This is a genomic window from Candidatus Devosia phytovorans (genome assembly GCA_029202405.1).
Classification (GTDB): domain Bacteria; phylum Pseudomonadota; class Alphaproteobacteria; order Rhizobiales; family Devosiaceae; genus Devosia; species Devosia phytovorans.
This window is the reverse complement of record CP119312.1, coordinates 3,176,336-3,203,221: the sequence shown is the minus strand read 5'-3', so window position 1 is coordinate 3,203,221 and position 26,886 is coordinate 3,176,336. Positions and strand designations below refer to the sequence as shown.

At 64.2% G+C, this 26,886-nt stretch carries 22 protein-coding genes; 13 read left to right on the top strand and 9 right to left on the bottom strand.

The window, feature by feature from the left end:
- Positions 1–24 precede the first annotated feature (24 nt).
- From P0Y65_15800 to P0Y65_15775, 6 genes are read left to right on the top strand one after another with little or no spacing between them, the layout of a single operon-like run.
- Positions 25–2,190 (top strand): glycosyltransferase family 2 protein, encoded by a 2,166-nt coding sequence (locus P0Y65_15800; protein ID WEK03642.1) that lies wholly within the window; start codon positions 25–27, stop codon positions 2,188–2,190.
- The gene (locus tag P0Y65_15795) at positions 2,187–3,023 is read left to right on the top strand and encodes a class I SAM-dependent methyltransferase (protein ID WEK03641.1); all 837 of its coding nucleotides are present in this window, start codon (positions 2,187–2,189) and stop codon (positions 3,021–3,023) included. The genes P0Y65_15800 and P0Y65_15795 overlap by 4 nt, the downstream gene beginning before the upstream one ends.
- Positions 3,023–4,273: a glycosyltransferase family 4 protein gene (locus P0Y65_15790; GenBank protein WEK03640.1), complete on the top strand. Its 1,251-nt coding sequence runs from the start codon at positions 3,023–3,025 to the stop codon at positions 4,271–4,273. The genes P0Y65_15795 and P0Y65_15790 overlap by 1 nt, the downstream gene beginning before the upstream one ends.
- Positions 4,273–4,998 (top strand): hypothetical protein, encoded by a 726-nt coding sequence (locus tag P0Y65_15785; protein ID WEK03639.1) that lies wholly within the window; start codon positions 4,273–4,275, stop codon positions 4,996–4,998. Before P0Y65_15790 ends, P0Y65_15785 begins: the two co-directional genes overlap by 1 nt.
- A 4-nt stretch (positions 4,999–5,002) precedes the next feature.
- Positions 5,003–6,610: a hypothetical protein gene (locus P0Y65_15780; GenBank protein WEK03638.1), complete on the top strand. Its 1,608-nt coding sequence runs from the start codon at positions 5,003–5,005 to the stop codon at positions 6,608–6,610.
- A complete protein-coding gene (locus P0Y65_15775) occupies positions 6,607–7,848 on the top strand; it encodes a glycosyltransferase family 4 protein (GenBank protein ID WEK03637.1) in 1,242 nt (413 codons plus the stop codon). Before P0Y65_15780 ends, P0Y65_15775 begins: the two co-directional genes overlap by 4 nt.
- Positions 7,849–7,855: 7 nt before the next feature.
- Here P0Y65_15775 and P0Y65_15770 read toward each other — a convergent pair whose 3' ends face one another.
- Genes P0Y65_15770 through P0Y65_15750 form a run of 5 tightly spaced genes read right to left on the bottom strand, consistent with a single transcriptional unit; the run spans position 7,856 to position 15,719 of the window.
- Complete coding sequence (locus P0Y65_15770) at positions 7,856–10,597, bottom strand: glycosyltransferase (protein ID WEK03636.1); 2,742 nt, start codon at positions 10,595–10,597, stop codon at positions 7,856–7,858.
- Complete coding sequence (locus P0Y65_15765; protein ID WEK03635.1) at positions 10,594–12,105, bottom strand: DUF6212 domain-containing protein; 1,512 nt, start codon at positions 12,103–12,105, stop codon at positions 10,594–10,596. Before P0Y65_15765 ends, P0Y65_15770 begins: the two co-directional genes overlap by 4 nt.
- On the bottom strand, positions 12,102–13,262 hold the full coding sequence (locus P0Y65_15760; GenBank protein ID WEK03634.1) for an SGNH/GDSL hydrolase family protein: 1,161 nt from the start codon (positions 13,260–13,262) through the stop codon (positions 12,102–12,104). The genes P0Y65_15765 and P0Y65_15760 overlap by 4 nt, the downstream gene beginning before the upstream one ends.
- A gap of 43 nt (positions 13,263–13,305) precedes the next feature.
- Positions 13,306–14,400, bottom strand: coding sequence for a hypothetical protein (locus P0Y65_15755; protein ID WEK03633.1), 1,095 nt, complete (start codon positions 14,398–14,400; stop codon positions 13,306–13,308).
- Positions 14,397–15,719: a DUF6212 domain-containing protein gene (locus tag P0Y65_15750; protein ID WEK03632.1), complete on the bottom strand. Its 1,323-nt coding sequence runs from the start codon at positions 15,717–15,719 to the stop codon at positions 14,397–14,399. Before P0Y65_15750 ends, P0Y65_15755 begins: the two co-directional genes overlap by 4 nt.
- Before the next feature lie 425 nt (positions 15,720–16,144).
- On the opposite strand from P0Y65_15750, the gene P0Y65_15745 reads away from it, so the two are divergent.
- Positions 16,145–16,783: a type VI secretion system-associated protein TagO gene (locus P0Y65_15745; GenBank protein ID WEK03631.1), complete on the top strand. Its 639-nt coding sequence runs from the start codon at positions 16,145–16,147 to the stop codon at positions 16,781–16,783.
- Positions 16,784–16,789: 6 nt separating this feature from the next.
- On the opposite strand, the gene P0Y65_15740 is transcribed toward P0Y65_15745, so the two are convergent.
- From P0Y65_15740 to P0Y65_15725, 4 genes are all read right to left on the bottom strand, one after another.
- Positions 16,790–17,569, bottom strand: coding sequence for an SDR family NAD(P)-dependent oxidoreductase (locus tag P0Y65_15740; protein WEK03630.1), 780 nt, complete (start codon positions 17,567–17,569; stop codon positions 16,790–16,792).
- A 56-nt stretch (positions 17,570–17,625) separates the two neighbouring features.
- On the bottom strand, positions 17,626–19,059 hold the full coding sequence (locus tag P0Y65_15735; GenBank protein WEK03629.1) for a M81 family metallopeptidase: 1,434 nt from the start codon (positions 19,057–19,059) through the stop codon (positions 17,626–17,628).
- The gene (locus P0Y65_15730; protein ID WEK03628.1) at positions 19,059–20,237 is read right to left on the bottom strand and encodes an MFS transporter; all 1,179 of its coding nucleotides are present in this window, start codon (positions 20,235–20,237) and stop codon (positions 19,059–19,061) included. Before P0Y65_15730 ends, P0Y65_15735 begins: the two co-directional genes overlap by 1 nt.
- A gap of 199 nt (positions 20,238–20,436) precedes the next feature.
- Entirely contained in the window at positions 20,437–20,916 is a 480-nt protein-coding gene (locus P0Y65_15725) for a hypothetical protein (GenBank protein ID WEK03627.1), read from the bottom strand.
- Positions 20,917–21,009: 93 nt separating this feature from the next.
- Here P0Y65_15725 and P0Y65_15720 point away from each other — a divergent pair, with 93 nt between their 5' ends.
- The 6 genes from P0Y65_15720 (at position 21,010) to ugpC (ending at position 26,702) form a co-directional block, all read left to right on the top strand.
- Positions 21,010–21,153: a hypothetical protein gene (locus tag P0Y65_15720; GenBank protein WEK03626.1), complete on the top strand. Its 144-nt coding sequence runs from the start codon at positions 21,010–21,012 to the stop codon at positions 21,151–21,153.
- Between the two features lie 118 nt (positions 21,154–21,271).
- Positions 21,272–22,426, top strand: coding sequence for a Gfo/Idh/MocA family oxidoreductase (locus P0Y65_15715; protein ID WEK03625.1), 1,155 nt, complete (start codon positions 21,272–21,274; stop codon positions 22,424–22,426).
- 10 nt (positions 22,427–22,436) lie between these two features.
- Positions 22,437–23,324 carry a sugar ABC transporter permease gene (locus P0Y65_15710; GenBank protein ID WEK03624.1) on the top strand — a complete coding sequence of 296 codons (888 nt, stop codon included), beginning with the start codon at positions 22,437–22,439 and terminating at the stop codon, positions 23,322–23,324.
- An 86-nt stretch (positions 23,325–23,410) separates the two neighbouring features.
- A complete protein-coding gene (locus tag P0Y65_15705) occupies positions 23,411–24,253 on the top strand; it encodes a carbohydrate ABC transporter permease (GenBank protein ID WEK06820.1) in 843 nt (280 codons plus the stop codon).
- A 127-nt stretch (positions 24,254–24,380) separates the two neighbouring features.
- Positions 24,381–25,562 (top strand): extracellular solute-binding protein, encoded by a 1,182-nt coding sequence (locus P0Y65_15700; protein ID WEK06819.1) that lies wholly within the window; start codon positions 24,381–24,383, stop codon positions 25,560–25,562.
- A gap of 63 nt (positions 25,563–25,625) precedes the next feature.
- A complete protein-coding gene (gene ugpC, locus P0Y65_15695) occupies positions 25,626–26,702 on the top strand; it encodes a sn-glycerol-3-phosphate ABC transporter ATP-binding protein UgpC (GenBank protein WEK03623.1) in 1,077 nt (358 codons plus the stop codon).
- The last annotated feature ends 184 nt before the right edge of the window (positions 26,703–26,886 follow it).

Below are 26,886 nucleotides of genomic sequence, written 5' to 3'. Positions count from 1 at the left end.
AGTTTCGGTACGGAGACTCAACCAGTGGCATTCCCCGATCCTTGTTTCGTCTCGCTGAGCGCGCGCGTCGTGCTCGCTGTCTGGTCGCCTGCGGTCCCCATCGAGGGCCAGAGCACGCTGACCGGCTCCTTTGGCGAAGTGATCACGCCCCTCAGTGGCCTCCGCGTGCCCCAGACCGACGGCGGCACGCGTCTCGTCTTTGCCCTGCGCCGTACGGACGAAGACACCACTTTCATGCTGGCCGCCGGCGGGCTGGGCTCGACGCCCGTGGCCTATAGTCGCGAAACTGCCAAGCCGATCAGCGACACCATCTTTGACGGCCTGACCCCGGCCGGGCGCATGTCGCTCGCCAATGCGCTGGTCAGCGCCTGGCCAAATCTCTTCCACCTGCAGCGCGACAAGGGCTTCATCGCCACGCTGCGCAGGTTGCTGCCCGCTCCGGAGGGCGATGCCGCCCGCGTGGTGCCGCTGCTCGGCGCCGGCCGGGCCCTGGTCTTCGAGACCCAGGTGCCGCGCCAGTTCGGGCCGGTCAAATCAGGCTATATCGTCGATGGCGACGCCATCATCCCGCTCAAGCTCAAATCGCTTGCCGCCACACCGACGGGCGATCGCGCCAACACGCGCCGGTTTTTTGTCGACACGCCCGAGGCTGGCGAGGGGCTTCTTGTCCTCCGCGGCACCAAGGGCATGCTGCTGCGGCGCTGGAGCAGCGCGGCCGCGCCGTCGGCCGAGGCCTGGTGGCGCAAGCAGGGCCATCGCGAGCCCGGCCTGCGCGAGGAATGCATCGCCTTGCTCAACGCCCATTCGCCCGCAGCCCGCGCAGCCTCGGTGGAATTCCAGCTGCGCTGCCCGCTCAAGCCTGCCGCAGTCAATGGCGGCCCCATGCTGCCGGGCGCCCAGATCGAGCTGGCCCTCGCCGGCAAGAGCGGCATGCTGTTCAGCGGCTGGTATCGCGACCCGTCCGACTTCATCGAAGGCTTCGATGTGCTGGGACCCAATGACACCCCGATCAGCCTCGATGCGGTGACGGTCACCTTTCCCGGCCAGATCGCCAATGCCGAGGGCAAGCCGACGGCGGCGACGGGCCTTTTGGGTTTTGTCCCCGCTGTCACCGGGCCGCTGCTGCAGCCGCGCTTCCTGATGCGGCTCAAGTCCGGCGTGCGCCACCTGCTGACGCCGGCCGTGCAGCAGCTTGACTGGCCTGCCGCCCGCGCTGCGGCGCTGCGCTCGGTGCTGCCGCAGGCGCTCAACGACCATATCATCAGCACCTGTCTGGCTCCCATCATCACTGAATTCCAGGATGCGGCCAAGGCAACCGTCGGCGCCGCCGAAATCAGGCAGTTCGGCGCCCCGGTCGACGATCCGCTCGTCTCCATCATCATTCCGCTCTACAAGGTGCTCGAATTCCTGCCCTTCCAGATCGCGGCCTTCGCCTCCGATCCGCAGATCGCCTATCGCTGCGAAGTCATCTTCGTACTCGATTCCCCCGAGCAGGCCGCTGTGGTGGAACACATGCTGACCGGCCTGCACCTGGTCTATGGCATGCCCATGACGCTGGCCGTCATGCCGCGCAATGGCGGCTATGCCATCGCCAACAATCGCGGTGCCGCCCATGCCCGCGGCGCAGCATTGGTCCTGCTCAACTCCGACGTCATCCCCACCGAAAACGGCTGGGTCGGCGAACTGATCCGCCGCCTCAATGATCCCAGCATTGGCGCAGTCGGTCCGAAGCTGCTGTTCGAGGACGATTCCATCCAGCATGCCGGGCTCTATTTCCACCGCGACCATCGGGGCCGCTGGCTCAACCACCACTATTACAAGGGCATGCCGCGCCACTATCGCCCTGCCGGCGAGGAACGCCTCGTGCCCGGTGTCACCGGCGCCTGCGTGGTCACCCGCCGCGACATTTTCGAAAAAGTCGGCGGCTTCACCGAGGACTATGTCATCGGCGATTACGAGGACAGCGACCTCTGCCTAAAAATCCGCGCGGCGGGCTTCGAGATCGCCTATGTCCCCTCGGCCGAGCTTTATCACCTTGAGCGCCGCTCGATCTCCAGCAGCAGCGACTACATGCAGGGCGTCGCCAGCCAATACAATTCCTGGCTGCATGAACAGCGCTGGAGCGACGCCATGGCCGAACTGATGGCCGAGGCCGTCACGCCCGCCGCTCAACCGAGGAGAGTTGCATGACGGCCCTGGCCTTTCCCACCCGCGCATCCAGCGAGGCCGCCACCATCAGTGCCCTCGAACTCGAATGGCTCGTCCGTTCGGTGCAGAACAACCGCTTCCTGCCGGCGCCCGAACCGGACAGCGTCTTTGTCGGCGACGGCGACTTCCGCGCCATCGGTGCCGAATTCCTCGCCCATCTCGTGATCATCGGCGGCGTGCTGCCCCAGCATCGCGTACTCGATATCGGTAGCGGCCTCGGCCGTCTCGCCGTCCCGCTGACGCAATATCTCAACTCCGAAGCCAGCTATCTCGGCCTCGACCCCGTGCGCGAGGGGATTGCCTGGTCGCAGCGCGCCATCACTCCGGCCTATCCCAACTTCCGCTTCCGCCACCTCGACATCGCCCATGACATCTACAATCCCAACGGACTGCTGCGCGGGGAATCGCTGATCCTGCCGGTCGGCGACAACAGCGTGGACTTTGCCTTCATGGTCTCGGTGGTGACGCATTTGCCGCCCAATGAAGTGGAAGTCTATGCCCGCGAAGTAGCGCGTGTGCTGGCGCCCGGCGGGCGCTTCATGGTGACGAGCTTCATCATGGATGACGTGGCCATGGCGGCGACGCGCCCCGACCGGCCCTATCCTTTCGCTCGCACCGAAACGGGCCCCGACTGGTATGTCGATGCATCGGCGCCATCCTTTGGCGCTGTCGCGTATGACGATAACTGGCTGAAACAGGTGCTGGTGGCGGCAGGGCTCCAGGTGGAGACCACAAGTCTCGGCCATTGGCGCGGCACGCCGGCGGCCCATTTTCAGGACATTCTGGTTGCCACCAAGCCAGGAAAGGCCAGCTGATGCGCGTGCTCGTCCTCGCCCACAACCATCCCGCGCTCCATCCCGGCGGCACTGAAATCTTCGCCCACGACCTGTTCCATGCCTACAAGCGCCAGGGCGCCGAAGCGCTGTTTGTGGCCGCCACCAATGATCTGCACCGCAAGCAGCGCCCGGGCACCAGCTTTCAGACCATAGGCCCTTCGGGTGACGAGGTCGTGCTCTGGGCGGGCCATTTCGACCGCTTCTACATGAGCCAGACCGACAGCTATGGCACCATGCAGGACATGGCGCGGCTGCTGGCCGACTACCGTCCCGACGTCGTGCATCTGCACCACCTGCTGCTGGCCGGCGCTGAACTGCCGTTCGTGGCGCGCCGCGTCCTGCCCAAGGCCGAGATCGTCCTGACGCTGCACGACTACTACCCGATCTGCCATCGCGACGGGTTGATGCTGCGCAACCGCACCAACGAGCATTGCACCACGGCCAGCCCTTCGGCCTGCAATGCCTGTTTCCCTGATATCGGCGCAGACCGCTTCCTGCTGCGCGAGCGGAACCTCAAAACCCTGCTCAAGGCCGTGGATCGCTTCATCGCACCCAGCCAGTTCCTGCGCGACCGCTATGTCGAATGGGGCCTGCCGCCCGATCGCATCACCGTGCTGCACAATGCCCGCCCGGCAGTGGCCGAGGCGCCCACGCTGCTCAACCGCGTCCGCACGACATTTGGCTATTTCGGCAATCTCAACCCCTTCAAGGGCGTCGATGGCCTGCTTGAGGCGGCAAAGATCCTGCGCGACAGCGGCCTCGATTTCGAACTCCGCGTCCACGGTGGTGCCCCATATCAAAGCCCCGCCTTCACAGAAAAACTTGACCGCTTGTCGGAAGATCTCGGCGGCAATCTTGTCCGCATCGGCCCCTATGGCCGCGATCGCATTCCCGCGCTGATGGCAGCGGTGCACTGGGCCATCGTACCCTCGATCTGGTGGGAAAATGCCCCTCTGGTGATTCAGGAAGCCTTCCAGCATCGCCGCCCGGTGATCACCAGCGGCATTGGCGGCATGGCGGAAATGGTCCATCATGAAGTCACGGGCCTCCATGCTCAGCCCAATGATCCCATCGACCTGGCCCGCGTCATGCGCCGCGCCATCGAGGAGCCGGGCCTGCACACGAGGCTCGCCGCCGCCATTCCCAAGCAACGCACCATCGACGACTGCGCCGCCGAGCATCTCGCGCTCTTCGCCGCCAATCGTCCCATGCTTTACGAGGTCGCATGATGAGCGAAGCCATAGTGGCGCCGACGCCAACCACCGCAACCACGCCCGTCCTGCAGCGCATGCAGGGGCGCGTCGACGCCATCGATGCCGGCCATGTCTTCGGCTGGGCCTGGCACGCCGAACGCCCCACTGAACGGCTGACCATCGAGGCCATCTATGATGGTCGCGTCATCGCCACGGCAACGGCCGATCGCGCCCGCGTCGACCTGCGCCGCAACGGCATCGGCGACGGCTCCTACGCCTTCGACATCCAGGTCGACGACAACTTGCCGGACCTTTTGCAGCGTCTTTCGATCCGCGCTGTGGCGTCCGATGCCGAGGCGATCACCCTGCGCATTCCCAGCAGCGACGAACGCGCCGCCGAGGCCGCCGTTGCCGTGCCTCTGGCCCGCGTGCTGGAGCGCATGGAACTGCTGATCGCCGCCCAGCGCCAGACCCAGTTCGGCCAGCGCGAGATGACCACCCGCATCGATGCCCTGGCGGGAGAGGAGGGGCAGATCGGCCTCGCCGTCAGCCAGGTGGCATCGGCGCAATCCGACCTCGCCACCCGCGTCACCTCGCTGGAAGTGTTCCTGTCGCGCTTTGATGTCACCCTGGGTGGCTTCGATCGGAGCCTCAAAACCTTGCAGAAAGTGGGCAGCAGCGAGGTCAAGCCGCTGGTCATCATGCTGGCCACCATGCTGGGCTTCGTCACCGGCGCCGTCCTCGTCATGTTCCTCAAATAGCATCATGGCCGGTGCCACCCCGCTCCACAGCCGCCCCTCTGCCCCGGCCATGGTCGGACTGATCGAGTCCATCGGCCAGCTCGGCGCCACCGAACTCTTCGTCGGCGGCTGGGCGAAAGAGCAGGCGGGGCAGGGGGCGATCATTCTGGTCGTCACCGCTGACCGCGCTGTGGAAGCCCGCTGGTTCGCCGCCTGGTCGGACCGCCCTGACGTCGGTCCCGACACCGGCTTTGCCGGCCTGCTCGAACTCGATGCGCCGATCCTTGCCGAAGCGGTGCTCGCCATCCAGCTCAGCGCCGGCACCGGCCTTGGTCTTTATAAACAGCGCCTGCTGCTCGACGAGCGGCAGGCCAGCGCCCGCTTGCGCGCCACGCGGCCCCGCCCGCAGCACGACAGCGCGCCTCTGGCCGAGGCAGCGTCGCGCTATGACGGCACAGACAGTATAGCCACGTCGCCGCTGCCGATCCGGCTGGGCGTGGATGATTGCGTGGCGCTCGACGGCGGCGCCATGCTGGTCAGCGGCTGGCTCTTCGATCCGGAAGGCCTCGTCCGCCAGGTAGAGCTCTCGGCGGGAACCGAGGCTCTGCCGATCAGCCAGGACTGGTTGGTCCGTCGCCGCGCCGACGTTCTGGCCAGCATCAGCCTGGAACCGCGCTTCGCGCTTTATGCCGGCAGCGGCGATCACTGCGGCTTCACCGCGCTGGTCTCGGGCCTCGACACCATCGATGATCCCCATCTGACGCTGGTGACCGCCTCGGGCAATCTGCACGCGCCGCTCGATCCGCGCCGCGGCAATGCCCGCGTCCTGCTCACCGGCCTGCTCAACGGCATCGATCCGGAACTGCCATCTTCGATGGATGTGGCGGAAAAGCTCGTCGCGCCGGTATTGGCCAGGCTCGAGCCGGCCAGCCCAGTTATCCTGCGCCGAAATCGGAAAGGCCTGGACCGCGACGCGCCGCTCGCTCTGGTTATCGGTTGCCATGGCGATGCCCATGACGTCGCCACCCATCTGGCAACTCTGGCCGCCGAACCGCTTTCGCGCAACACGCCCATCATCATCGCCGCACCGGCCATGGAACTGGCCGCCAGCGAGCGCGACATCCTGCAACGCTCTGACTTCTTCGGCCTCAGGGTGACGCTGGTCTTTGGCGAGGCCATCGCCGACCATGTCGATGCCCTGGCGCTGGGCGTGCTGGCGGCGCAAGCCGAGCGCCTGTGCCTGCTCGCCTGCGATATCGTGCCCGATGCCATGGATTGGCTGGCGCTTCTCACCGCCGCCCATCCGATAAGGCCATCCGTGCTGGTCCCCAACCAGTTCGACCACGCCAGCTTCGGCCCCCAATCGAGCCAGCGCGAACGCGCCCGCCTCCACCCCGGCGCCGATTGCTGCCTCGCCTCGCGCGACACTCTGCTCGATGCTTTTGACAGTCTTGGCACCTTCCTCGACCGCACCAGCAAATCCCGCGCCTGGCTTGCGGCGCTGGAACAGCGCCTGCAGCGCGTCGATGCGCTCGATGTCGACATGCTCAATGGCAGCGCCACCCATCCATCCGCCAGCCTGCTGCGCCGCGCCGACGCGGCTGCAGCCAAGATCCGGGCGGACCGCGCATGACCGGGGCGATGCGGGTTGCCACCATCTCCCATGGCCATCCCGCGCTATCGCCCGGTGGTGCCGAAATCGCAGCGCTGACCCTGCACACTGCGCTGGCAGAACTGGATGGTGTCGAGGCTTTGCATCTGGCCGCAGCGCCACCGACCCACCCCGGTATCGGAGGGGAACTCTTTGCCACGGGTCGGCTCGACGGACTGACCCTCCTGCAGCGGGAGCCAGGCCAGCTTGACCACCTGCTCACCCAGCTCACCGCCTTCCAGCCGCAGGTCATCCACCTGCACCATATCCTCGGCATTGGCGCCGATGCGCTCTTCGGACTGCGCCAGCGCTTTCCGGACGCGACCATCCTTTTGACGCTGCATGAGTTCATCGCCATCTGCCACAACCGCGGCCAGATGATGAAGACCGACGGCACGGCCTGCGAGCGGTCCAGCGCCAGCGACTGCGCCAGCTGTTTCCCCGAAATCACCGCAGCCCGTTTCCTCCGCCGCGAACGCGCTCTGCGCGCCATGCTGTCGCTGCTCGACGGCTTCATCGCCCCCAGCGCCTTCCTCGCGCAACGCTATGTGGAGTGGGGCGTGCCGGCCTCGCGCATCATCACCATCGAAAACGCCGTGCCGCTGCCGGCTCCGGTCCAAACGCGCCGTGACAGTCGCCCCGGAAAGCGTGGCCGCTTCGCCTTCTTCGGCCAGATGACACCGTTCAAGGGGATCGATGTCCTGCTCGAAGCCGTCGCGAGCCTGTCCGACGCGGACTGGCAGGGCAGCACGCTTGACATTCACGGCGCCCATCTCGAACTGCAGCCTGCCGACTTCCAGAACAAGATCGCCGCGCTGATCGACAGAGCCGGCGCCCGCGTCACCCTGCACGGCGCCTATGATAGCGTCACGCTGCCGGCGCTCATGCGCCGGGCTGACTGGGTCGTCGTGCCATCAATCTGGTGGGAAAATTCGCCACTGGTCATCCAGGAGGCCTTCAGCCAGGGCCTGCCGGTCATCGCCAGCGCTATCGGCGGCATGGCCGAAAAGGTCGCCCATGGCCGCAATGGCCTGACCTTCACCGCCGGCGACAGCGCGGCACTCGCCGAAACCCTCATGCGCGCTGCCGATCCCTCGCTCTGGGCCAGCATGCGTGCCGGCGTGGTGCCGCCAACCGATGCCGCCACCATCGCTCATTGGCACCGCCGGCTCTATCAGTCCCTGCTGCAGGGGCGCATGGCCCCTGCCCAGGCCGTCTGAGCCGGCACTACCCGGCCAGTTCCCTGACCCCACGCCCCACCACATCCGAGCGGATACTGATCAGCCGGCGCGCCGGCTTCGGCCGCCAGTCGAGTTTGCCCGGAAACCACTCGGCCAGCGCCGCATAAAGCGGCTGGGCCGAGATATCCCAGTCCAGCGACGCCGCCCGCACCGCCGCGCCGTCCGACAGCCGGGTCAACTCGTCACGGTCCTTCGCCAGCGCCATCAGCGACTGGGTAAAGCCGTCGATCACCCCACCATCATTCTCATGCGGAATGACCAACCCATCCTTGCCATGCTCGATCAGCTCGTTGACCGCCCCGACATCGGTGGCGATAGGCACGCAGCCGAGCCGCTGTGCTTCGAGAATGGTCAGCGGCGCGCCTTCCCAGCGTGACGGCAGCAGCACCACGTCGGCCCAGGCGAAAGCCTTGGTCAGATCCGCCGCGGCATAGAGCGGCGGCAGCACGGGCGCGCCGGTCTCCTTGAACCGCGCCTGCCAGGAAATCCCGGCATCGGCGTCGAGCACATCGCGCCCGACGATGCGCCAGTCGATCCCGGCGCCCAGCCGCTTGGTGTGGCGCACCACGGCATGCAGCCGCTCGATGCCCTTCTGCGAGTCGAAGCGCCCCAGGAACAGCGCCCGCAGCGGCCGCTCTTCCTGGGGCTGGCGACGCGCCTCCAGCACCTTGTCGCGTTCGGATGGCGCCAGCGCATAGCTGGGCGCATTGTCGATCCGCGTCAGCTTGGGCTGCGGCACGCCCATGCTGTGCAGCCATTCCACCATCTCGTCCGAACAGGTCAGGATCCGGTCATAGACATGCTCGAAGGCCAGCGCGAGATAGGGGTGGCCGGCATGCCGCCCTTGCGCCGTACGGTCAAGCACATGGATATAGTTGATGATCTTGACGCCGCGTCGACGCAGGCTGCCGAGCACGGCATTGACCGAGGCGACCTGGTTGTTGATGACCACATCGAGCCCCGACAGCAGGCCCATCAGGTCCGGCGCCATGGCATTGTGGTCGCCTTCCATCAGCAGCTCATGGCCGGCAAACGTATGCGCGCCGCCCCAGATGGGATAATCGGCGGCGAGGAAATTGATCGAGGCAAACAGCCCGTCATTTTCCTTGTGCCGCTCGTAGATCGGCTTGCCCAGCACGAAGAGATGCACCTCGCAGCCGCGCGCTTTCAGCACCCGCGCCATGGCAAAGGCGACCTTTTCCACCCCGCCGAAGCTGGCGACCGGCAGCAGCATGCCGATGCGCAGCTTCTTTTCCCCGCTGGGCAGGCGCGGCATGATCGCACCGGCGCTCAGCGCCTGGCGCAACAGTTCAAAGTACCGGCTGCGATTGGGCAGATAGGGCTGGCGCCAGTTCCAGCGCTGCGGCTGACGCTGCGTGTGATAGTCGGAATCGCGCAAGGCGCCGAGCGTGGCCAGAAGCGCATTGGTCGGCGACAGCAGCGTCCCCTGGGTTTCGACCAGGCTGAACGGCGCCTTGATCACCAGCTCCACCACCGTTGGCGACGGCACGCCATTGCGCAGCGTGCGCGCCCAGTCGTCGGATTTGTCATCGACACAGGCCGTGACGATCGACTGCGAAGTCATCCAGCCGACCAGCTTGCCCTTGAGTGGCGCATCGGTCGTGACCGGCTTCACCGAGACCTCGAACTTGGCATTGGAGGTCTCGAAGCGGATGGCGACGAAATTATACTGTTCCGACAGGCGCTCGCCCAGCCAGAGCATATTGTGCACCAGCCCCAACCGCGCCAGCGCCTGGCGATGCAGGTCGCTCATCCACAACAGGAATGGCGGCGTGCCGAAACTGTCCGGCTCGTTGCGGGCCGCCCAGAAGCGGCGGACGAATTCATCCAGCTTGTCGGCGCGATGCGGCGCCTGCGGATCGGTGAAGGCTTCCACGAGATAGGTGCCGACCCCGACATGGGCATAGCGCGGCGCCTCGTCATGCTCGGCCGCCAGCAGATAGTCGGTCTCGAACAGCGCCTTATGCTTCTGCCGGATATAGGAGAGGATGTTTTCGCGGGTGCGGTTGGAATCGCGCAGCATGCTCTCGGCACGCTGACGATATTCAAAGCCGAAATAGGGGTGGTTGGCGCCCCTGAAACCCTTGCCGATCGCCTGCAGCCAGAAATCCCAATCCTCGAAGCCGGCCTTCATGGTCTCGTCGAAACGCACGCCTGAGGCCACCAGCCGCCGCGACACCAGGCTCCCCGCCTCGCAGATATTGTCGAAGGTCAGGTGCAGCAGGCGGGAATAGTCGGTGGTGTAATTGCCGCTCCAGGCAATGCCGAACTTGTCGATATTGGGATAGACCCAGTCGATGTCGCCGCGCTCCTTGAGGAAGGCGAAGAGCGTCGCCAGCGCATTGGGCGTGATGCGATTGTCCGCGTCGAGCAGATAGATCGCCTCGAAGCCCGGGAAATTGCGCAGCGCAAAATCGATGCCATAATTGCGCGCCGAACTCAGCCCGCCATTGGGCTTGCGGACGTAAAACACATTGGGATGAGCCATGGCATAGGCCTGGCCAATCTCGGCCGTCTCGGGGAAGGGGCAGCCATCGTCGACGATCACCGTGGCGATCGGGAAGGGCGCCTTTTGCGCCAGCACCGCTTCCACGGCCTCGGCCAGCAGGCCCGAATGCTTGAACACCGGGATGATGACCACCACGGCCGGGTCGCGGCGCGGATCGGCAGCGGCGTCTTCGAGATGGTCGACGAGATCGTTCTTCATGCCTGCACCATCACGCTGAGATCCTTGAAACGGGAGCGGGCAAAACTGTTTTCGCCCTGCCTTGTCATCCGCGTCGCCACAAAGAACAGGGCATCGCCTGAACTGTCTTCGCGGAAGGCCGACAGCCGCCGGACCTGTCGGTTGTGAACCTGCGTCCAGCCCGAAAAGGCCTCGTGCGGCTCAGGCGTCGCCGTGCCCTCGGCCAGCGCCAGGGCCTGCGCCGTGTCCGCGGCAAGGATCAGCGCAAAGTCGACGTCGCGCGACTGCTGGTTGTCGATAAAGGCCGAGGCCGCAAAGCGGATCGCACCCTGCGGCACCAGGGTTGGCAGCCGCGCCAGCGTCACCCCATGCACAGGCGCATGGCAGAGGATGGCGCGCTCACCAAGTGGTCCCACCACGCCGGGGAAGTCGAAACTGACCTGCTCGGGATTGGCATGCTCCACCTGCGTCAGGTCTGCCGGGGGCAGGGGGATATCGACATAGCCGGCCTGCCGGCCCTTGTTCCGTCGCGGCTGATGCGCCTTGAACCAGCCCGGCAGCACGGCGCCGGGCAGGCCCCGCCACACCTGCAGCGCCATGCTGTTGCGCAGCATGGGCGTGCCCGAGGCGACATCGCGGATCTGGAAGCTGAGGATCGGCTGGCCGCTACCCAGCGATATCGGCGGCAGGCGATCGTCAGGGGCAAGCCGCGACAGGCGCAGCTCCAGCGTGCGGCTCTGGCCCGAAATGGCGCGGCTGAGTGCCAGCACGTTCCAGCCTGGCACGAGGTCCGTCGCCCGGATGCTCCAGCGCTCGATGAGGCGGCCGTCCTCGAGCGAGGTGAGCTGCGCCACCAGGCTCCCCGAAACCGTTTCGCTGGTCTGGGCGAGATGAATGCCCACTGCGCTGACGCCATTGCTCTGCACCGGCAGGATCTGCGCCGCGCCCGCTTCCACGTCACTTAGCGACATCACGTGTACGGGCTCGGTCATCGGCTCGTTGCTGAAGGCAATGTCGAGCGGCATGGCGCCGCTGCGCAGCAGGCTGCTTTCAGCCACGAGAAAATGGTGCTGCAATTCGGCATTGATCGCTCGCATGCGCGTCACTTCCGCCGCGACCTGCCGCTGCCGCTGCATGCCAAGCCGCGCCTGCCGGCCCAGCTCTTCGGTAATCTGGCGCAGCGCTGCGACTTCGGTACCCCGGCGCCAGTCGAGCAGCGGCACGCGCCAAGCGCCCACCGTCTCCAGCCAGGCGAGCAGCTTGCGCACCAGAGGGCTCGTCGGCAGGCTGGTCAAAACCGCCGACAGCAGCATCGGCGGGGCATGCAGGATGATCGGTCGCTTTTCACCAGCGACGGAAAACACCGGTAGTCCGGCCTGGAAATCTTCCAGCACCAGCAAATTGTGTTTTGGCGGGCGGCGCGCATCGTCATTGATATCGACGGCGATCAATACAGGCGCTGCGGGATCGAAAGCGGGTTCGGCTGGCGTGGCTTGAGGCTGCGATGGGAGCAGGGCCAGGTTGCTCATGCGGCGCTCCGCTCGGCTTCGAGTTTCTCGGTCGGTTCGGCCTGGGCAAGATCCTTGATGCTGAGGTCATGCATCACGCCCGAATGCATGATCCCCAGGATCGCAAAGCTGCTGCCGCTGTCCTCGCCGGGGTGGGGCTGGCAGCTCGCCGGGATTTTGAGGTCGTCAGGCGCCGGGCCGCCATGCAGCTTCATCCGATAGGTGCCCGACTGGTCCTCATCGAGAATATCGCCATAGATGAAGTCACCCAGCATCATCGACGTCAGGAAGCAGAATTGTCCGCTCTGCACTCCTGACTTCTGCGTCGCCACATTGATCGGCTTGTCATTATAGGTGACGCTCATCACCCCGGTGCGCGGCTCGCAGGCATACATGATGCCAGCCAGCTTGCCGCCCTCGATGCGGAATGACATCTCCCGCGTTCCCATCTCGAACGCCTCGGCCTCGAACAGCCGGCTCTTGTAGGGCACCAGCGGCACGCCGGAGATGTCGCGCAGCGTCCCGGCCGAAATCGTCGAGACATGCGCAAAATTCTTGGCATCCACCGCCGGCGGCATGGCGGCCGTACGCGGCCCGCGCGCCACGGCGGCCAGCACCTGCTCGGTCACGATCTCGGCCACGATGGAAGTGGCGATCGGCCGCTGGTAGTGCCCCTCGTCGAGGTAAAAATCGGGGGTTTGCACCACGGCGCGACCATAATGGGTCAGCAGGTGCCGATTGACGTCGATAACATCAACGCCATACCAGGACGACAGATAGTAGATGCCGGCCTCGATGGACGGCACGGCTTCGAGATAGGTGCCATTATTGGTGCCCAGGATCACCGAGCAGATCACCAGCTTTGGATTGCGCATCAGCGCATAGCGGATGATGCCCTCGTAGAGCCGGGCCCAGTGGCGGAACGGCCGGCGCTCATTGCCATAGATCCAGTTGTCATTGATCGTCGTGGCCACCAGCAGCACGTCGCTCTTTTCCAGCACGTCAGTGGTCTTGAGCTGGTAGAGCCCGGCAGCGCTGGTCGTGCCGCCGATGGCCAGGTTGGCAATCACATTGACATTGGTGCCCCGTTGCTCGGCCTTGGCCAGCATTTGCGGGAAGTAACCCGGGTTCATCAGCGTATTGGAGCCGCCGATGACGGAAAGGTTCAATGTGCGCATGAGCAACGATCTCCGTTGAAAAGCCTGCGAGGTGAAACAGTCTTCATGATGGGTTGATCCCGCCGGTCACGTCCTGTGCCAGCGTGCTGAGCCGGCCACAGCGCACCAGGCTGAAATGGGCGCTATCGGACCAGTCGTAAAAGAAGGTCGCCGGCACGCGCGCGGCGCTGCCCGGCTGCGACAGATATTGATTGAGCGCCGCAATAGCGTCGCGCCGCGCCTCGTCACTGACGTCACAGGCATCCTGCCACTGGGCAATGCCATATTCGGTGATCCAGCACGGCTGCCCGCCCAGTGCCGGCGTGCCGCAATCATCCAGCACTTGCCCGAGCATCCCGGCCCGCGCGTCGGTCTCGACATCAAGTCGCAGCGGCGCATAGAGATGCACCGCCACGGCATCGGTCAGCGCCAACGCCCCGCGCGCCTCCAGCATGGCGACGACGATGTCAGGCGCCACCAGCATGCCGCCGCTTTGCCGCACGAACTGGCCATCGATATCGGCCATCGCCCCTAGCACCACCGGCACATCCATGTCGCGCGCGCGCAGCGCCGCCTCGACGAGCCGAATGGCTTCCACATAGCGATCCACGCCACGCGCGAAAGCCTGCTGCGTGGGTGCATCGAGCTGGCTCATTGCCTCGATCCACGCACCGCTCGGTGCCAGCGGCAGGTCGCCGTTGAAGCCCGACCAGTTGAGCTCATTGCCCAGCTCAATCCCCGCCACGGCAATGTCCTCGGCGACGACGAAATCGAGCATGTCGTCGACCTGTGCTTCCAGCCGCGTGAGGTCGAGCCGCGACAGGCCATGCACTGCAAAGAAGTCGCCCGATGCCTGCCGCGCCAACGCCTCTGGCTCCGAGGTCGGCCCATCCGTCAACGGCAGCACGATCAAGGTTTCCAGCCCCTTGGTCGAAGCGTCACGCAACGCGATCTGGCTGCGCTCAATGGAACCCTTCCAGGCGATCCGCACCGCCTCGAACCGCGCCTCGCTGATGGCGTCGAGCGTGCTCGATATCGCCGGCGCCTGCTGCCAGGAAATATTGGTGATGCCCACGCCGACGAGCACGTCGTCGGCCCCGGCGGGGATCAGCATGGCCACCCAGGCTGCCATGCAGGCAAGGGCGGGGCGGACGGTCACAGATGAACCTTGAGCGCAATGCGACGGAAACGGGCCCAGGCATAATCCCTGTTGCCCGCCACCAGCATGCGGGTCGCCAGATACACCCGGCTCCCGCGCGGGAAAGGCCGCGCCTGCTGCACCAGAAGGCTCGAGCCGGCATCGAAATCGGCCGCTACCCAGCCGGAAAAACTCTCCTCCGCCCCCGTCGTCGCCGTTCCCTCAAGCAAGGTCTTCGCCCGCTCCGCATCGCTTGCCACCACCATGGCAAATTCGACGGTCCTCGACTTCGGGTTGCCCACTTCCACATCGAGCCCGATCCCCCGGATCGCCATGCCCGATGGCAGCGGCAGGCAGGCCAGGGTGAAGCCATGCGCGGGCGGATGACAGGCCACCGCCACCCGGTAGGGCACCCAGCTCACCGCCTTGAAATCGCCGACCGCCGGCTCGGCATCGACATGCTGCACCTGCGCGATCAGCCCCGGCGACAGCGGCACATCCACCAGCCCGTCGGCGCCCGAACGGCGACCGTCGGCCACCAGCGCATTGCCATGCCGCCCGAACGAGCCATGCGCATCGCCACACCACACCCGCATCGCCAATCCGCGCGGCGAGGCATCCACCTGCAGCACCGGGTTGCGCGCCCGGAACGGAGCCACGGTCTGGCCTGCGCCCAGTGATAGCGCCACATGCACATCCTCGTCGCATTCGACATCGAGCCGCACTTCCAGCCCATGCGTCGGCCCCACGATCGGCGCCGTCAGGCAGAACATCGTCCAGCCCGCGCTCGTATCCTCCAGAGGCACGGTCCAGCGATCCACCACCCGGTGATCATCGGGCGACACCAGATGCACATGCAGCGTCGCGCCATGTCCGGCACGGATATCGCTGAGCCGCAATTCGAAGGCAGAAATTCCGGTGCTCGACACCGGCAGCACCTGCGCCAGCCCATTGCTCGACCAGCCCAGCGTCAGCTTGCTGTCCGGCACGCCCGGCTCGTCCTGGAAGGTGAGGCTCAGCCCCGCCGCATCGGGCGGCAGCACGCGTTCCAAGCCATGGAAACAATTCTGCAGGTCTTCGTTGATCCGGCGCAGCCCGGTCAGCCGCCGCAGCGCGGCGACGCGCCGCTGCGCCGAGGTGAGCAGCAGCCTGCGCTGTTCATCGAGCTGCCGTTCGAGGTCGCCATAGCCATCGTCATTGGCTGGCTGGGGGATGGGCGGTGCGGGCCACAGCGGAACGATCGAGGGAATGCCACCCTCTCCCACTTCGTGGACCACGTGAGGCACCGGCTTGGCCTCGATCGAGGCGGGCTGGAGGCTGTCGCGTTCCACGGGCATCATCTCTGCGTCTCCCCATCAAACAGATGTGAACACACTCCGTGGCGACGCTTCTGGAACTATTGCCAGAATGGTTTGCATTTGTGTCGACTGCAGGCGATCGACGATGACTGTTCAGCTATAAATTGACCCAATCCAGCCGATATGTTGATTTGAGTAAAGCAGTAAGTACTTGAATTTGCGAAACTTGTTGTTTGTTTGCTGCGGTTTGCTGCGTTAAGAGTTATGCATCCTTGGCGTGGCAGGCATGCTGCCCGTGTGTATTCGTGCGTGGCTCAGTTTCAGCGGTTCTTGTGCCCTGAAGTCAAATTCCTGTTCGCAACACGGCTGGCGCCGCATTTGTTGCTGGACCACCGGGTTTCAACTGCTAGATTAAGTAATCGTTAAATACATCTTTGTCGGCGCATGCTTGCGGGATAGGAGGTGCGATGATGCTTGGTCGGATCGCTGGACTTATACTGGTTGGCATCATCACTTCGTCACCAGCGACAACCCTCGGCGTCGAGGATGGCGAACTCGCCAATTGCGCCATCATTCCGGGCGAACTCAGCCGCCTCGACTGCTTCGATGCCCTGGCCACCGAGGCCGGTTTTGCCCCCATTGCCGCTACTGCGACCGAAACGGCGGGCACCGGCAAATGGACCGTGCGCAGCGAGATCAATCACCTCGATGGCTCCGAAACCATCGTCGTGCGCCTGCAGGCCGATGAGGAACAGTATCGCCCCCGCGGCCCGGCAACCTTTGTGGCGCGCTGCCAGTCCCATCAGGCCCAGGCCTATATCTATTGGGGCCACTTTCTCGGCAATACCGACAACCAGTTCCAGGACGTCGTTGTCCGCTTCGGCTCCGAGCCGGCCCAGACCCAGCGCTGGACGCTCTCGTCGAGCGGCGATGCCACCTATTCCCCAAGCCTCTCGACCAGCCTGCTGGCCGAAATGGTGGCCAATCCCACCTTCGTGGCCCAGACCACCCCGGCCGACCGCGAACCGGTCACCGCCTTCTTCGATACGGCCGGCATGAAGAATGCTTTGGGCAGTCTCCTCGAAGGCTGTGACCTCTCGCTCTGAGACACCTCACCGCAGCAGCGACTGCCCGCCGTCGACATAGATCGGCACTCCAGTCACATGACGCGCCGCGTCCGACGCCAGGAAGGCGATGACATCGGCCACGTCCTTGCTCTCGCCCGGCTTGCCGCCGGTGATTGGAATATCGCCCTCGGGAAAGTCCACCGGTACTTCCGCCTGCTCGACATTGCGCTTGTCGGTATTCTCGTCGATCTCGGTGTCGATCGCCCCCGGGCACACCGCATTGACGCGGATCTTGTATTTCCCCAGTTCCAGCGACAGTTGTTGTGCCATCGCCACCTGCGCCGCCTTGGTCGCCGAATAGGCCGTGGCGCCCGCGCTGGTAAAGGTGCGATTGCCATTGATCGAGGAGACGATGATCACCGACCCGCCCGCCGCCTTCAGATGCGGCACGGTCAGATGCAGCGTCATATAGGTGCCGCGCAGGTTGACCGAAATCGTCTGGTCCCATTCATCGGGCGTCAGGTCGTCGATCGGCGCCCACATGCCGTTGATCCCGGCATTGGCCACCACGATATCGAGCTGCCCATAGGCATCGATCGTGGCCTCCAGCACCTTTTTCATCTCGGCTTCTTCCGACACGTCGGCATCGAGGGCCAGCGCCTTGCCGCCCGCCTTGATGATCTCGTCGCGCGTCTCTTCGACCTCTTCCAGCGTTCGGCTGATCACCACGACATTGGCGCCACCGGCCCCCAGCCGCAGCGCCGCCGCCTTGCCGATCCCCGATCCCGCGCCGGTCACCAATGCCGTCTTGCCAGAAAATTCCATCGTCCGCTCCGATGCATATGCCTTTCAGGCCCAACGCATCGGAGCGGGGATTGGTTCTAGCCCGCCAGCTTGCTCCACTTCACCTCGGGCACGAAGGCAAAATCCCTGTCGAACGGATATTGCGCAATGGACTTGTGCTTGCGCTCCAGCCGCTCGACGAACTGGTCCACCACCCCCGGCGACAGCGCCATCAGGCTTGGATTGGCGATCGGCCCAAGGTCCGGCGACAGATATCCCGATTTGACCACGACGATCTTCGCCGTACGGGGATCGAGCCCGAGCCTGGTGAAGTCCGGGATATTGTGGAACGGCCGCCGCCGCACCGTCAGCACCAGCTCGATCCCGCCGATCCGCACCACCGCCTCGCGCAGACGGGCGTCATCCACTTCGAGCAGGAACACGACCTCTGCCTCCGCCTCGACCTTCTTGCTCGACGGGTCAAGCGATGCCCCGATAACAAGCGAAACCTTTGCGCCAACACCGCCCGCATAGGCCACGTCCGTCGCCGCCTTGTCGGCAATCCCGGCAAACACCACGCCCTGTGCGTCCCGCGCGATCAATGCCGCCAGCACCTCGGCCCGATCACCGACGCCGCCGCCCGTCGGATTGTCCCCGGACTCCGCCAGCACCACCGGCGACGTCCCCGATGTCACCGCCCAGTCCACCGTCTCTTCGATGGAGCCGACCTTGGTGCCAAAGACAAAACCTTCGCGGATGTCCCAATAGCCCTGCGCCAGGTGCCGCGCCGCTTCCGCCATCGCCGCCCGGTCCGTGCCGGTCACCACGGCGCAGGCGGTCGAGCGCGGCTCGTCGGCCCACACATAGCCCACCTGGAACGACGCATCCCATATCCCGCTCGGATCTTCCACTGCCTGCAGCTGCGTATAAAATGTCCGCGCCGGCTCGTCCTGCGTCGACGTCCGCTCGCCCGGCAGCAGCACCGGCACCGGTGCCCAGCCGACCACCGGGCGTTCCCCCGTGCGCAGCGCCCGCACCAGCATGGTCACCGCCCGCCGCATCGTATCGGGCACGTCGATATGCGGCGCCGTGCGATAGGTCGAAAAGATGTCGAGACTATCGACGATCTTCTGGCTCACATTGCCATGCAGGTCATAGCTCGCTGCGACCAGCACATCCGGCCCGACCAGCTCGCGCACTGCGGCAATGAAATCGCCCTCGGCATCATGCAGGCCCTCGACGAACATCGCGCCATGCATGGCCAGATACACCCCGTTTAGCGGCAGCGCCGCCTTGATCCCCTCGAGCACCTCTGCCTTCCACTTCGCATAAAGCGCGCCCTCCACCGGCCCGCCGGCGATGGCGCGGGCATGCAGCACAGTGATGAACTCGGCGGGAAAATGCGTCAGGAAATCGAAATAGGCGTCCTTCAGCATCGTCGGTCCGCGCAGCACCTTGAAATCGGCTTCGCGGGCGAGAACGGGATTATAGGTGCTGCATTCGGTATGCAGTCCGGCAACGGCAATACGCATCAGATGACTCCAGCAATATCGGCTTCAGGATTGTGAGCTTGCGACCGGCGCGGAACCAACCGCCCCGTCAGCAGCAGGCTGACGATGAGAACAGGCACGAGGCAGGCAATGCCCAGCCGCATGTCGAAATGCTCGGCGACAAAGCCGATGACCGGCGGCCCGATCAGGAAACCAAGCAAGGCGACAAAGCTCAGCACCGCCACATTGGCCGACGGCGCGCGATCGCCGAGCCCCGCCGCAGCCGTGACCGCCAGCGGGAAGCCAACCGAAACGCCGACGCCGATAATGCCGAAGCCGATCAGCGCCACCGCTTCGCTCGGCGCAATATAAAGAACGCCCGCGCCCAGCACGGCCAGCGTGCCGCAGATCCGCGCCGTATTGATCGCGCCAAAAGCGCGCTTCAGCGTATCGCCGCCGAACCGTCCGGCCGCCACCATGGCGGCAAACACCGCATATCCCAGCCCCACCATGCCGCCCTCGGCGCCCAGCGCATCGCGCAGGAAGATCGCCGACCAGTCGGCCATGGCGCCCTCGGTCATGGTGATGCCAAAGACGAAAAAGCAGATGCCCAGCAGCGGCCAGCTCGGAAAGGCCCAGGCCGAACGCTGTTCCACTCCCTCCGGTGCCTCCGCCGTATAAACCGGCAATATATTGGCCACCACCAGCCCGATGGGCAGCACGACCACCGCCACCAGCGGGATCGCCCATTGCGCCGCAAGGCCCAGTGCCGCCAGCCCCGAACCGAGCAGGCTGCCCACCATGATGCCCACCGACCAGCAGCCGTGCGACGTGGTCATGATCAGCTTGCCCTCGCCCTTTTCCACCGCATCGGCCTGCACATTGAGGCCCAGCTCGACAAAGGACAGCGACGAGCCGGTCAGCATCAGCGCCACAAAGAGCATGATCGGATCGGGCGCGAGGGCCGGCAGGCTCACCGCGATCGAATAGAGCACCAGCCCCAGGATGATCGCCACCCGCGGCCCGATCCTGCCCACCAGCGGCCCGGCAAACGGCAACGTCAGCAGGGTCCCGCAGGGCAGCCCCAGCAGCGCCACAGCCAGTCCCGCCGGCCCCAGTCCCAACGCCTGCTGCACATCCGGAATCCGTGGCAACCACGATCCAAAAGCAATCGGCTGCAGAAAAAAGATCAGCATGGTCAGGCGTTGAGGGGTGAGCATTTGTTTCTCTGAACTCTCAGTCGTCAACCTTCTCCCCTTGAGGGAGAAGGTGGCTCGGCGCAGCCGAGACGGATGAGGGGTTTGCTTCCACAAGCGCATTGGCATGGGCGAGCGCAGTACCCCTCATCCTGACCTTCCGCTGAACGCGTCAGGTCTGTCCCTCTCCCTCAAGGGGAGAGGGTTGGCATCGCGCCCACACTCACCGCGCCATCAAATACGGCAAATACCCCGCAAACCCCGTCAGCTTCCACACCCCGTCCACCTTGCGACAGAAATACAGTGTCTGCCAGTGCAGCACATCCTTGCCGCCGTCCGTGAGCGCGATTTCGCCGTCGAACTTCTTGTGCGCTATGGCGATGTCGCCGTTGATCTCGATCTCGGTCAGCTTGGTCGCGCGGTGGATGCCTTCCAGCACGTCCTCGGCATAGTCGAGCTTCTGGCTTTCTTTTGCCTGGCGGATCCAGTCGTCGCGATAGGCTTCGAGCGTCGGAAAGCTGATCCCCCAGTCGTCCGGATTGCCCGATTTCTTGCCATTGATGCCAAGAAAGCCTTCCTTGATGAAATCGCCGTCGACCAGGCTCCAGTCGGCATTGACGAAGGCGGCGATGTCGCGCTCCACCAGCATGGTCCAGATGGCGCTGCGGTCGGCATCATTGGGAAAGGGATTGGGGCTGGGCATGAGGCGCTCGCAATCAGGCGGGGACGGGTCCCGCATTTCGTGTTTCAAATTTTCAGGACTGGTATTGGCGTGAAAGTGCCCACTGGAGACCAGATGAATACCAATCTGGCCATGCTGCCCCTTTCTCTGGACCTTGTCCACACCCCAAACTGGCATTTTGGCAGCAAATTCGCCCAGAAAATCGGCAAATTGCTGCCTCAATGGGCAAATGCATGGGGTGGTTTAAATTGGTATTGAACACGTGACGAATTCGTGTTGACATCACTTTCAGAACGACCCTAGTCTTGAAAATCGTTTACAGAATTCCGTACCAATCCAGTAGAGATTGGCCGAATAATAAACAGGGAACGTGACTATGCGGGTAGGCATAATTGGCCTTGGCCATCGTCTTGGATATCTGGCGCGGGTGTTCTCGCTGGCGCGGCCGGATTTTGAGATTGTCGGCTATGTCGATCCTGCGCCGGCCGGTCTTCCTTACACCCAGCAGCATGGCGTCTTCGTCGGTCAGTCCTATGACTCCCTTGATGCCCTGATCGACAATGGTCAGCTCGACCTCTTGATGGTGGGTTCACCCAATCATTTCCATCTCGAGCATATCCGCATCGGTCTTGATCGTGGCCTCAAGATCTTCACCGAAAAGCCGGTCGTCACCTCGGTGGAAGACACCATGGCGATCGCCGAGCTGATCGCCCAATACGGCTCGGACAACCTGATGGTTGGCCTCGTGCTGCGCTACGCCCCGCTTTATGTCGATCTGCGCCAGGCGCAGGCCGAGGGCCTGCTCGGCGACATCACCTCCATCGAGGCCTCCGAGCACATTCCGCCCTATCACGGCGCCTTCTTCATGCGCGACTGGCGCCGCTACGAGCGCTATTCCGGCAGCTTCATGCTGGAAAAGTGCTGCCACGATCTCGACCTTTATAATGGCGTCATGGGCTGTCGCCCGCAGTTCGTGTCCAGCTTTGGCGGCCGCCGTACCTTCGTGCCGGCCAATGCCCCGCAGAACCTGGGCATCAACGACATGGAAGTCTATCACCGCAAGCCGAGCGGCTGGCAGGGGTCCGACAAGGTCTTTGACAGCGACGGCGACATCATCGATTTCCAGACCGCCATGGTGCAGTACGAAAACGGCGCAGCGCTGACCTTTCACACCAATCTCAACGTCCCCGACGACTTCCGTCACTTTGCCGTCATGGGCGCGCAGGGCATGGCCGAAGGCGATTTCGTCCGCAACTACCTCAAGGTCACCGACTCCCGCACCGCCGAGAAGCAGGTGGACAAGATTTATCAGGCCAGCGACCTCAGCGCGCATTATGGTGCTGATGAGCAGATGGCCGAAGACATTCTCAAGCACCTGCTCGAAGGCGAGCCTCTGCCCGTATCGGTCATCGATGCGCTCGAGGCCGGTCTTCTGGCACTGACCATGGATCAGGCGATGCGGACGCGTTCCGTCGTCGACATGACCCCGATCTGGCAGCAATTCGACGCTGCCCTGGGTCGAGCGAGCTGAGGAGAACCCGATGACCAGCAGCCGTAGCGCCGTAATCTTCGCCCTGGCCCTGCTGGCCCCGGCACTCATCTACATCCTGACGATCGTCGCCTATCCGCTGCTGGATACGATCATCCTCAGCTTCACCAATGCGGCGCTGCGCCCGACCTATGATTTCGTCGGCTGGGCCAACTACCAGCGCATCTTCACCGCCGGCAATTTCACCGAAGTCATCATCCGCACCTTCATCTGGACCTTCTTCTCGGTCTCGATAAAGATGATCATCGGCACGCTCGGCGCCACACTGCTCAATTCCGCCATTCCCGGTCAGACCGTCTTCCGCATCCTCACCATGCCGCCCTGGATCGTCCCCATGGCCATCGGCATCTTCATGTGGGGCTGGATGTACAATGGCCAGTTCGGCATGATTTCCGGCCTGCTGCAGAATTTCGGCTTCATTTCCCGGCCGTGGCCGATCCTGGCGCAGGGCAACTCCGCCTTCTGGGCCACCATCGTCACCGACGTGTGGATCGGCGTGCCCATGGTCACCATCTACATGCTGGCCGCCATGCAATCGATCCCCAAGGATCTCTACGAGGCTGCCTGGACCGACGGGGCAGGGCGCATGTACCGCTTCCGCCGCATCACCCTGCCGCTGCTCGTGCCCGCCTTGTTGACCATGAGCCTGCTCTCGCTCATTGCCACCTTCAATTCCTTCGATATCATCTACATCCTGACCAATGGCGGCCCTTCCGGCTCCACCACCACGATGATCATCGACACCTACAAGACCGCCATGGGCTCCCGCAAATACGGCGAAGGCGCCGCCCGCGCCGTGGTCATCTGCATCTTCGTCTCGCTGTTCTGCATCGTCTACTTCCGCGCCGTGCGCAAACTCTCGCAGGGAGAAGCCAAATGAGCGATGTCGCCCGCACCACCGAGGTTGCCGCCGTCGACAGCCCGGCCGTCGTCACCCCCAAAAAGCGCGTCCGCTCCACCAAGCCCATGATCGACCGCTATCGCTGGTACGAGATCATCGGCATCTATGCTGGCATGGCGCTCTTCCTCTTCTTCGTGCTCGCCCCCTTCATCGAAGGCTTCCTCGTTTCGCTCAAGCCGCTGAGCCAGCTGTTCTCGACGCCCTATAGCTTCATCCCGAAGAACGGTTCCTTCGATGCCTATGTCACCATGTGGACCTCGGTCCCGGCGCTGGGCCTGCATATCTTCAACTCCTTCTTCATCTCCACCGTGGTGACGCTGATCGTCGTCGTCATCGTGGTTCCCGCCGCCTATGCCTTTGCGCGCTTCCAGTTCCCCGCCTCGGGTCTGCTGCTCGGCATGTTCCTGGCGGTCAACATGTTCTCGGGCGCCGTCCTGCTGATCCCACTGTTCCGCCTGATGCGCGGCTTTGGCCTGCTCAACACCTATTGGGCCATGATCGTCCCCGGCGCGGCCTTCCTCATCCCCAGCTCGATCTGGCTGCTGCGCACCTATATGATGCGCATCCCGCGCGAGCTCGACGAGGCCGCCTGGGTCGATGGCGCAAGCCGGCTCTATACCCTGCGCCGGGTCATCCTGCCGCTCGCCATGCCGGGCATCGTCGTGGTCGCCATCATGACCTTCATCGGCGCCTATGCGCAGCAGTTCATCTTCGCGCTGACCTTCAATTCCAAGACCGAATTCATGCCCCTGCCCATTGGCCTGTTCGCCTTCTTCGGCAAGCAGGAGGTGCAGTGGAACGAGCTGATGGCCGCAAGCTTTGTGGGCATCCTGCCGGTCATGGTCGTCATCATTCTCCTGCAGCGTTATCTGGTCGCGGGCCTCACCGCCGGCGCCGTCAAGCAGTAGGAATATTCAGTTCTAGCCCGGGCCCCCGGAGGGACCCGGACGAGAGGGAAGGCGCCCCAGGGCGTGCAACAAGGGAGACTACAAAGTGAACAAATCGATCGGACTTCTCGCGGTCTCGCTGGCGGCCATGGCTGCCGCGACCCCCGCGACGTTCGCCCAGGACGTGCAGGAAATTTCCTTCATCAACTGCGGTGACGAACTGACCGCTGGCTACGCCGACTACTTCGCCGAATGGGAAGCCGAAAATCCCGGCTTCAAGGTCGTTCCCGAAGTCGTGGGCTGGGGCCAGTGCCAGGACAAGGTGACCACGCTTGCCGCCGCCGGCACACCCGTGTCCCTCGCCTATGTTGGCTCACGTACCCTCAAGCAGTTCGCCCTCAACGACCTCATCGTTCCCATTCCGATGACCGACGAGGAAAAGGCCGGCTATTACAACTACGTTCCCGAAACCGTCACCTTCGACGGCACCCAGTGGGGCGTTCCGGTTGCCTTCTCCACCAAGGCCCTGTTCTGGAACAAGGACCTCTTCGAAGCCGCTGGCCTCGATCCTGAAGTCCCCCCCACCACCTGGGAAGAAAAGATCGCCTTTGCCAAGCAGATCACCGAAAACACCGATGCTGCCGGCTATGGCCTTGTCGCCAAGACCTTCGACAACACCATGCACCAGTTCCTCCACTGGGTTTACACCAATGACGGTCTGGTGATCGATGCCGATGGCAACATCGTCTTCGACAGCCCGCAGGTCCTCGCAGCCCTGACCGCTGTCAAGGATATCGTGCCCTTCTCCGAAGAAGGCCCGACCGCCTATGAGCAGAACGAAGTCCGCGCCATCTGGCTCGATGGTGGCGTTGCCATGATCGAAGCCTCGCCCAACGCTGCCAATCTGGCCACCGAAGCCGGCATGAACTGGGGCGTTGCTCCCCTGCCGCTCGGCCCCGATGCCAAGGGTCCCGGAACCCTCTTGATCACCGACTCGCTGGCCGTCTTCAAGGGCACCGGCGTCGAGGATGCCGCCATCAGCCTGGCAAAGTACATCACCGCCGGCGAACGCCAGTGGGATGCCGAAATGGCCCAGGGCCTGACCCCGCTGCGTCCACTTGAGCCACAGACTGCCGAACTGCTGACCGAGAAGCCCTATTGGGCGCCCTTCCTCGACGGCATCGAGTTCGGTGGTCCCGAGCCCCTACTGACCGACTATGTCGGCCTGCAGAACGTGATGATCGAAATGGTCCAGTCCGTCGTGACCGGCGCCGCCGAACCCGCCGATGCCCTCACCCTGGCTGCCGGCGAACTCGAGCAGTACAAATAAGCCACTCCCTGCCGTCGCCCTCCTGTGGGCGGCGGCAGACCTTAATCCATTGGAGCAGAACCCATGTCGCAGCTCAGCCTGAAGAGCCTCGAAAAATCCTTCAACGAAGCCCGCATCATCAAGGGTATCGACCTGGAGGTTTCCGAGGGTGAGTTCGTGGTCTTTGTCGGCCCCTCCGGCTGCGGCAAGTCCACCCTGCTGCGCATGATCGCTGGCCTCGAGGATGTCACCGAAGGCGAGATCACCATCGGCGGCAAGGTCGTCAACGACCTGCCTCCCGTCCAGCGCGGCATCGCCATGGTGTTCCAGTCCTATGCGCTCTATCCGCATATGACCGTCTTTGAGAACATCGCCTTCCCGCTGCGCGTTGAAAAGCTGTCCTCCGACGAGGTCAACACCCGCGTCCATGCTGCGGCAAAAGTGCTTCAGCTCGAGCCGCGCCTGCAGCATCGCCCCGGCCAGCTTTCGGGCGGCCAGCGCCAGCGCGTCGCCATCGGCCGCGCCATCGTGCGTCAGCCCAAGATTTTCCTCTTCGACGAGCCGCTTTCCAACCTCGACGCCGCGCTCCGCTCCGAGATGCGCATCGAGCTGATGGAGCTGCACAAGCGCCTCGGCTCCACCATGATCTACGTGACCCATGACCAGGTCGAAGCCATGACCATGGCCGACAAGATCGTCGTGCTCGACGCCGGCCTCATCGCCCAGGTCGGCTCGCCCCTCGAACTCTACCACAAGCCCGACAATCTCTTTGTCGCCGGCTTCATCGGCTCGCCCAAGATGAACTTCATCAATGGCACGGTCAAATCCGCCAATGGCACCACGATCACTGTCGACCTTGGCAAGCTGGGCACGCTCGCGCTGCCGCGTTCGGCAAAGATCGGCGCCGGCCAGTCCGTCACCGTCGGCATCCGCCCCGAACACCTCAAGCTCGGCAAGGGCGACTTCACCCTCTCCGTCACCCCGCGCATCGTCGAGCATCTGGGCATCCACACCGTGCTCTATTCCGATCTGCCCGCCGGCGAAAACTTCATCGGCCTTTTCGAAGGCGACCCCGACGTGGCCGAAGCCAAAGCCTCCGAAATCGGCTTCTCCCTCACCCAGGTCCATCTCTTCGACCAGGCCGGGCAGGCGGTGTACTGAACCGCGCATCCCGCGCAGAACCGACCACACACGCGATGTCACCCCGGCCCTTCGAGCCGGGGCCCATCCCGAGACTTCGAACCGTCCCGAAGGGAAAATCGCTCCGGTGGAGCGATTTTAAGTGAGAAGGCCATGAGGGCTAGGCCCGAATGGCCCAGACGAACCGCAACAACCACCCTGCCCA

Excerpts from the sequence above, each read along its gene's own strand:
- P0Y65_15765 (WEK03635.1), bottom strand. The coding sequence starts at position 12,105 with ATGAGCAACCTGGCCCTGCTCCCATCGCAGCCTCAAGCCACGCCAGCC.
- P0Y65_15715 (WEK03625.1), top strand. The coding sequence starts at position 21,272 with ATGCGGGTAGGCATAATTGGCCTTGGCCATCGTCTTGGATATCTGGCG.
- P0Y65_15735 (WEK03629.1), bottom strand. The coding sequence starts at position 19,059 with ATGCGTATTGCCGTTGCCGGACTGCATACCGAATGCAGCACCTATAAT.
- P0Y65_15770 (WEK03636.1), bottom strand. The coding sequence starts at position 10,597 with ATGAAGAACGATCTCGTCGACCATCTCGAAGACGCCGCTGCCGATCCG.
- ugpC (WEK03623.1), top strand. The coding sequence starts at position 25,626 with ATGTCGCAGCTCAGCCTGAAGAGCCTCGAAAAATCCTTCAACGAAGCC.
- P0Y65_15760 (WEK03634.1), bottom strand. The coding sequence starts at position 13,262 with ATGCGCACATTGAACCTTTCCGTCATCGGCGGCTCCAATACGCTGATG.
- P0Y65_15775 (WEK03637.1), top strand. The coding sequence starts at position 6,607 with ATGACCGGGGCGATGCGGGTTGCCACCATCTCCCATGGCCATCCCGCG.
- P0Y65_15750 (WEK03632.1), bottom strand. The coding sequence starts at position 15,719 with ATGATGCCCGTGGAACGCGACAGCCTCCAGCCCGCCTCGATCGAGGCC.
- P0Y65_15745 (WEK03631.1), top strand. The coding sequence starts at position 16,145 with ATGATGCTTGGTCGGATCGCTGGACTTATACTGGTTGGCATCATCACT.
- P0Y65_15710 (WEK03624.1), top strand. The coding sequence starts at position 22,437 with ATGACCAGCAGCCGTAGCGCCGTAATCTTCGCCCTGGCCCTGCTGGCC.
- P0Y65_15705 (WEK06820.1), top strand. The coding sequence starts at position 23,411 with ATGATCGACCGCTATCGCTGGTACGAGATCATCGGCATCTATGCTGGC.
- P0Y65_15795 (WEK03641.1), top strand. The coding sequence starts at position 2,187 with ATGACGGCCCTGGCCTTTCCCACCCGCGCATCCAGCGAGGCCGCCACC.
- P0Y65_15725 (WEK03627.1), bottom strand. The coding sequence starts at position 20,916 with ATGCCCAGCCCCAATCCCTTTCCCAATGATGCCGACCGCAGCGCCATC.
- P0Y65_15785 (WEK03639.1), top strand. The coding sequence starts at position 4,273 with ATGAGCGAAGCCATAGTGGCGCCGACGCCAACCACCGCAACCACGCCC.
- P0Y65_15700 (WEK06819.1), top strand. The coding sequence starts at position 24,381 with ATGGCTGCCGCGACCCCCGCGACGTTCGCCCAGGACGTGCAGGAAATT.
- P0Y65_15790 (WEK03640.1), top strand. The coding sequence starts at position 3,023 with ATGCGCGTGCTCGTCCTCGCCCACAACCATCCCGCGCTCCATCCCGGC.
- P0Y65_15720 (WEK03626.1), top strand. The coding sequence starts at position 21,010 with ATGAATACCAATCTGGCCATGCTGCCCCTTTCTCTGGACCTTGTCCAC.
- P0Y65_15740 (WEK03630.1), bottom strand. The coding sequence starts at position 17,569 with ATGGAATTTTCTGGCAAGACGGCATTGGTGACCGGCGCGGGATCGGGG.
- P0Y65_15780 (WEK03638.1), top strand. The coding sequence starts at position 5,003 with ATGGCCGGTGCCACCCCGCTCCACAGCCGCCCCTCTGCCCCGGCCATG.
- P0Y65_15730 (WEK03628.1), bottom strand. The coding sequence starts at position 20,237 with ATGCTCACCCCTCAACGCCTGACCATGCTGATCTTTTTTCTGCAGCCG.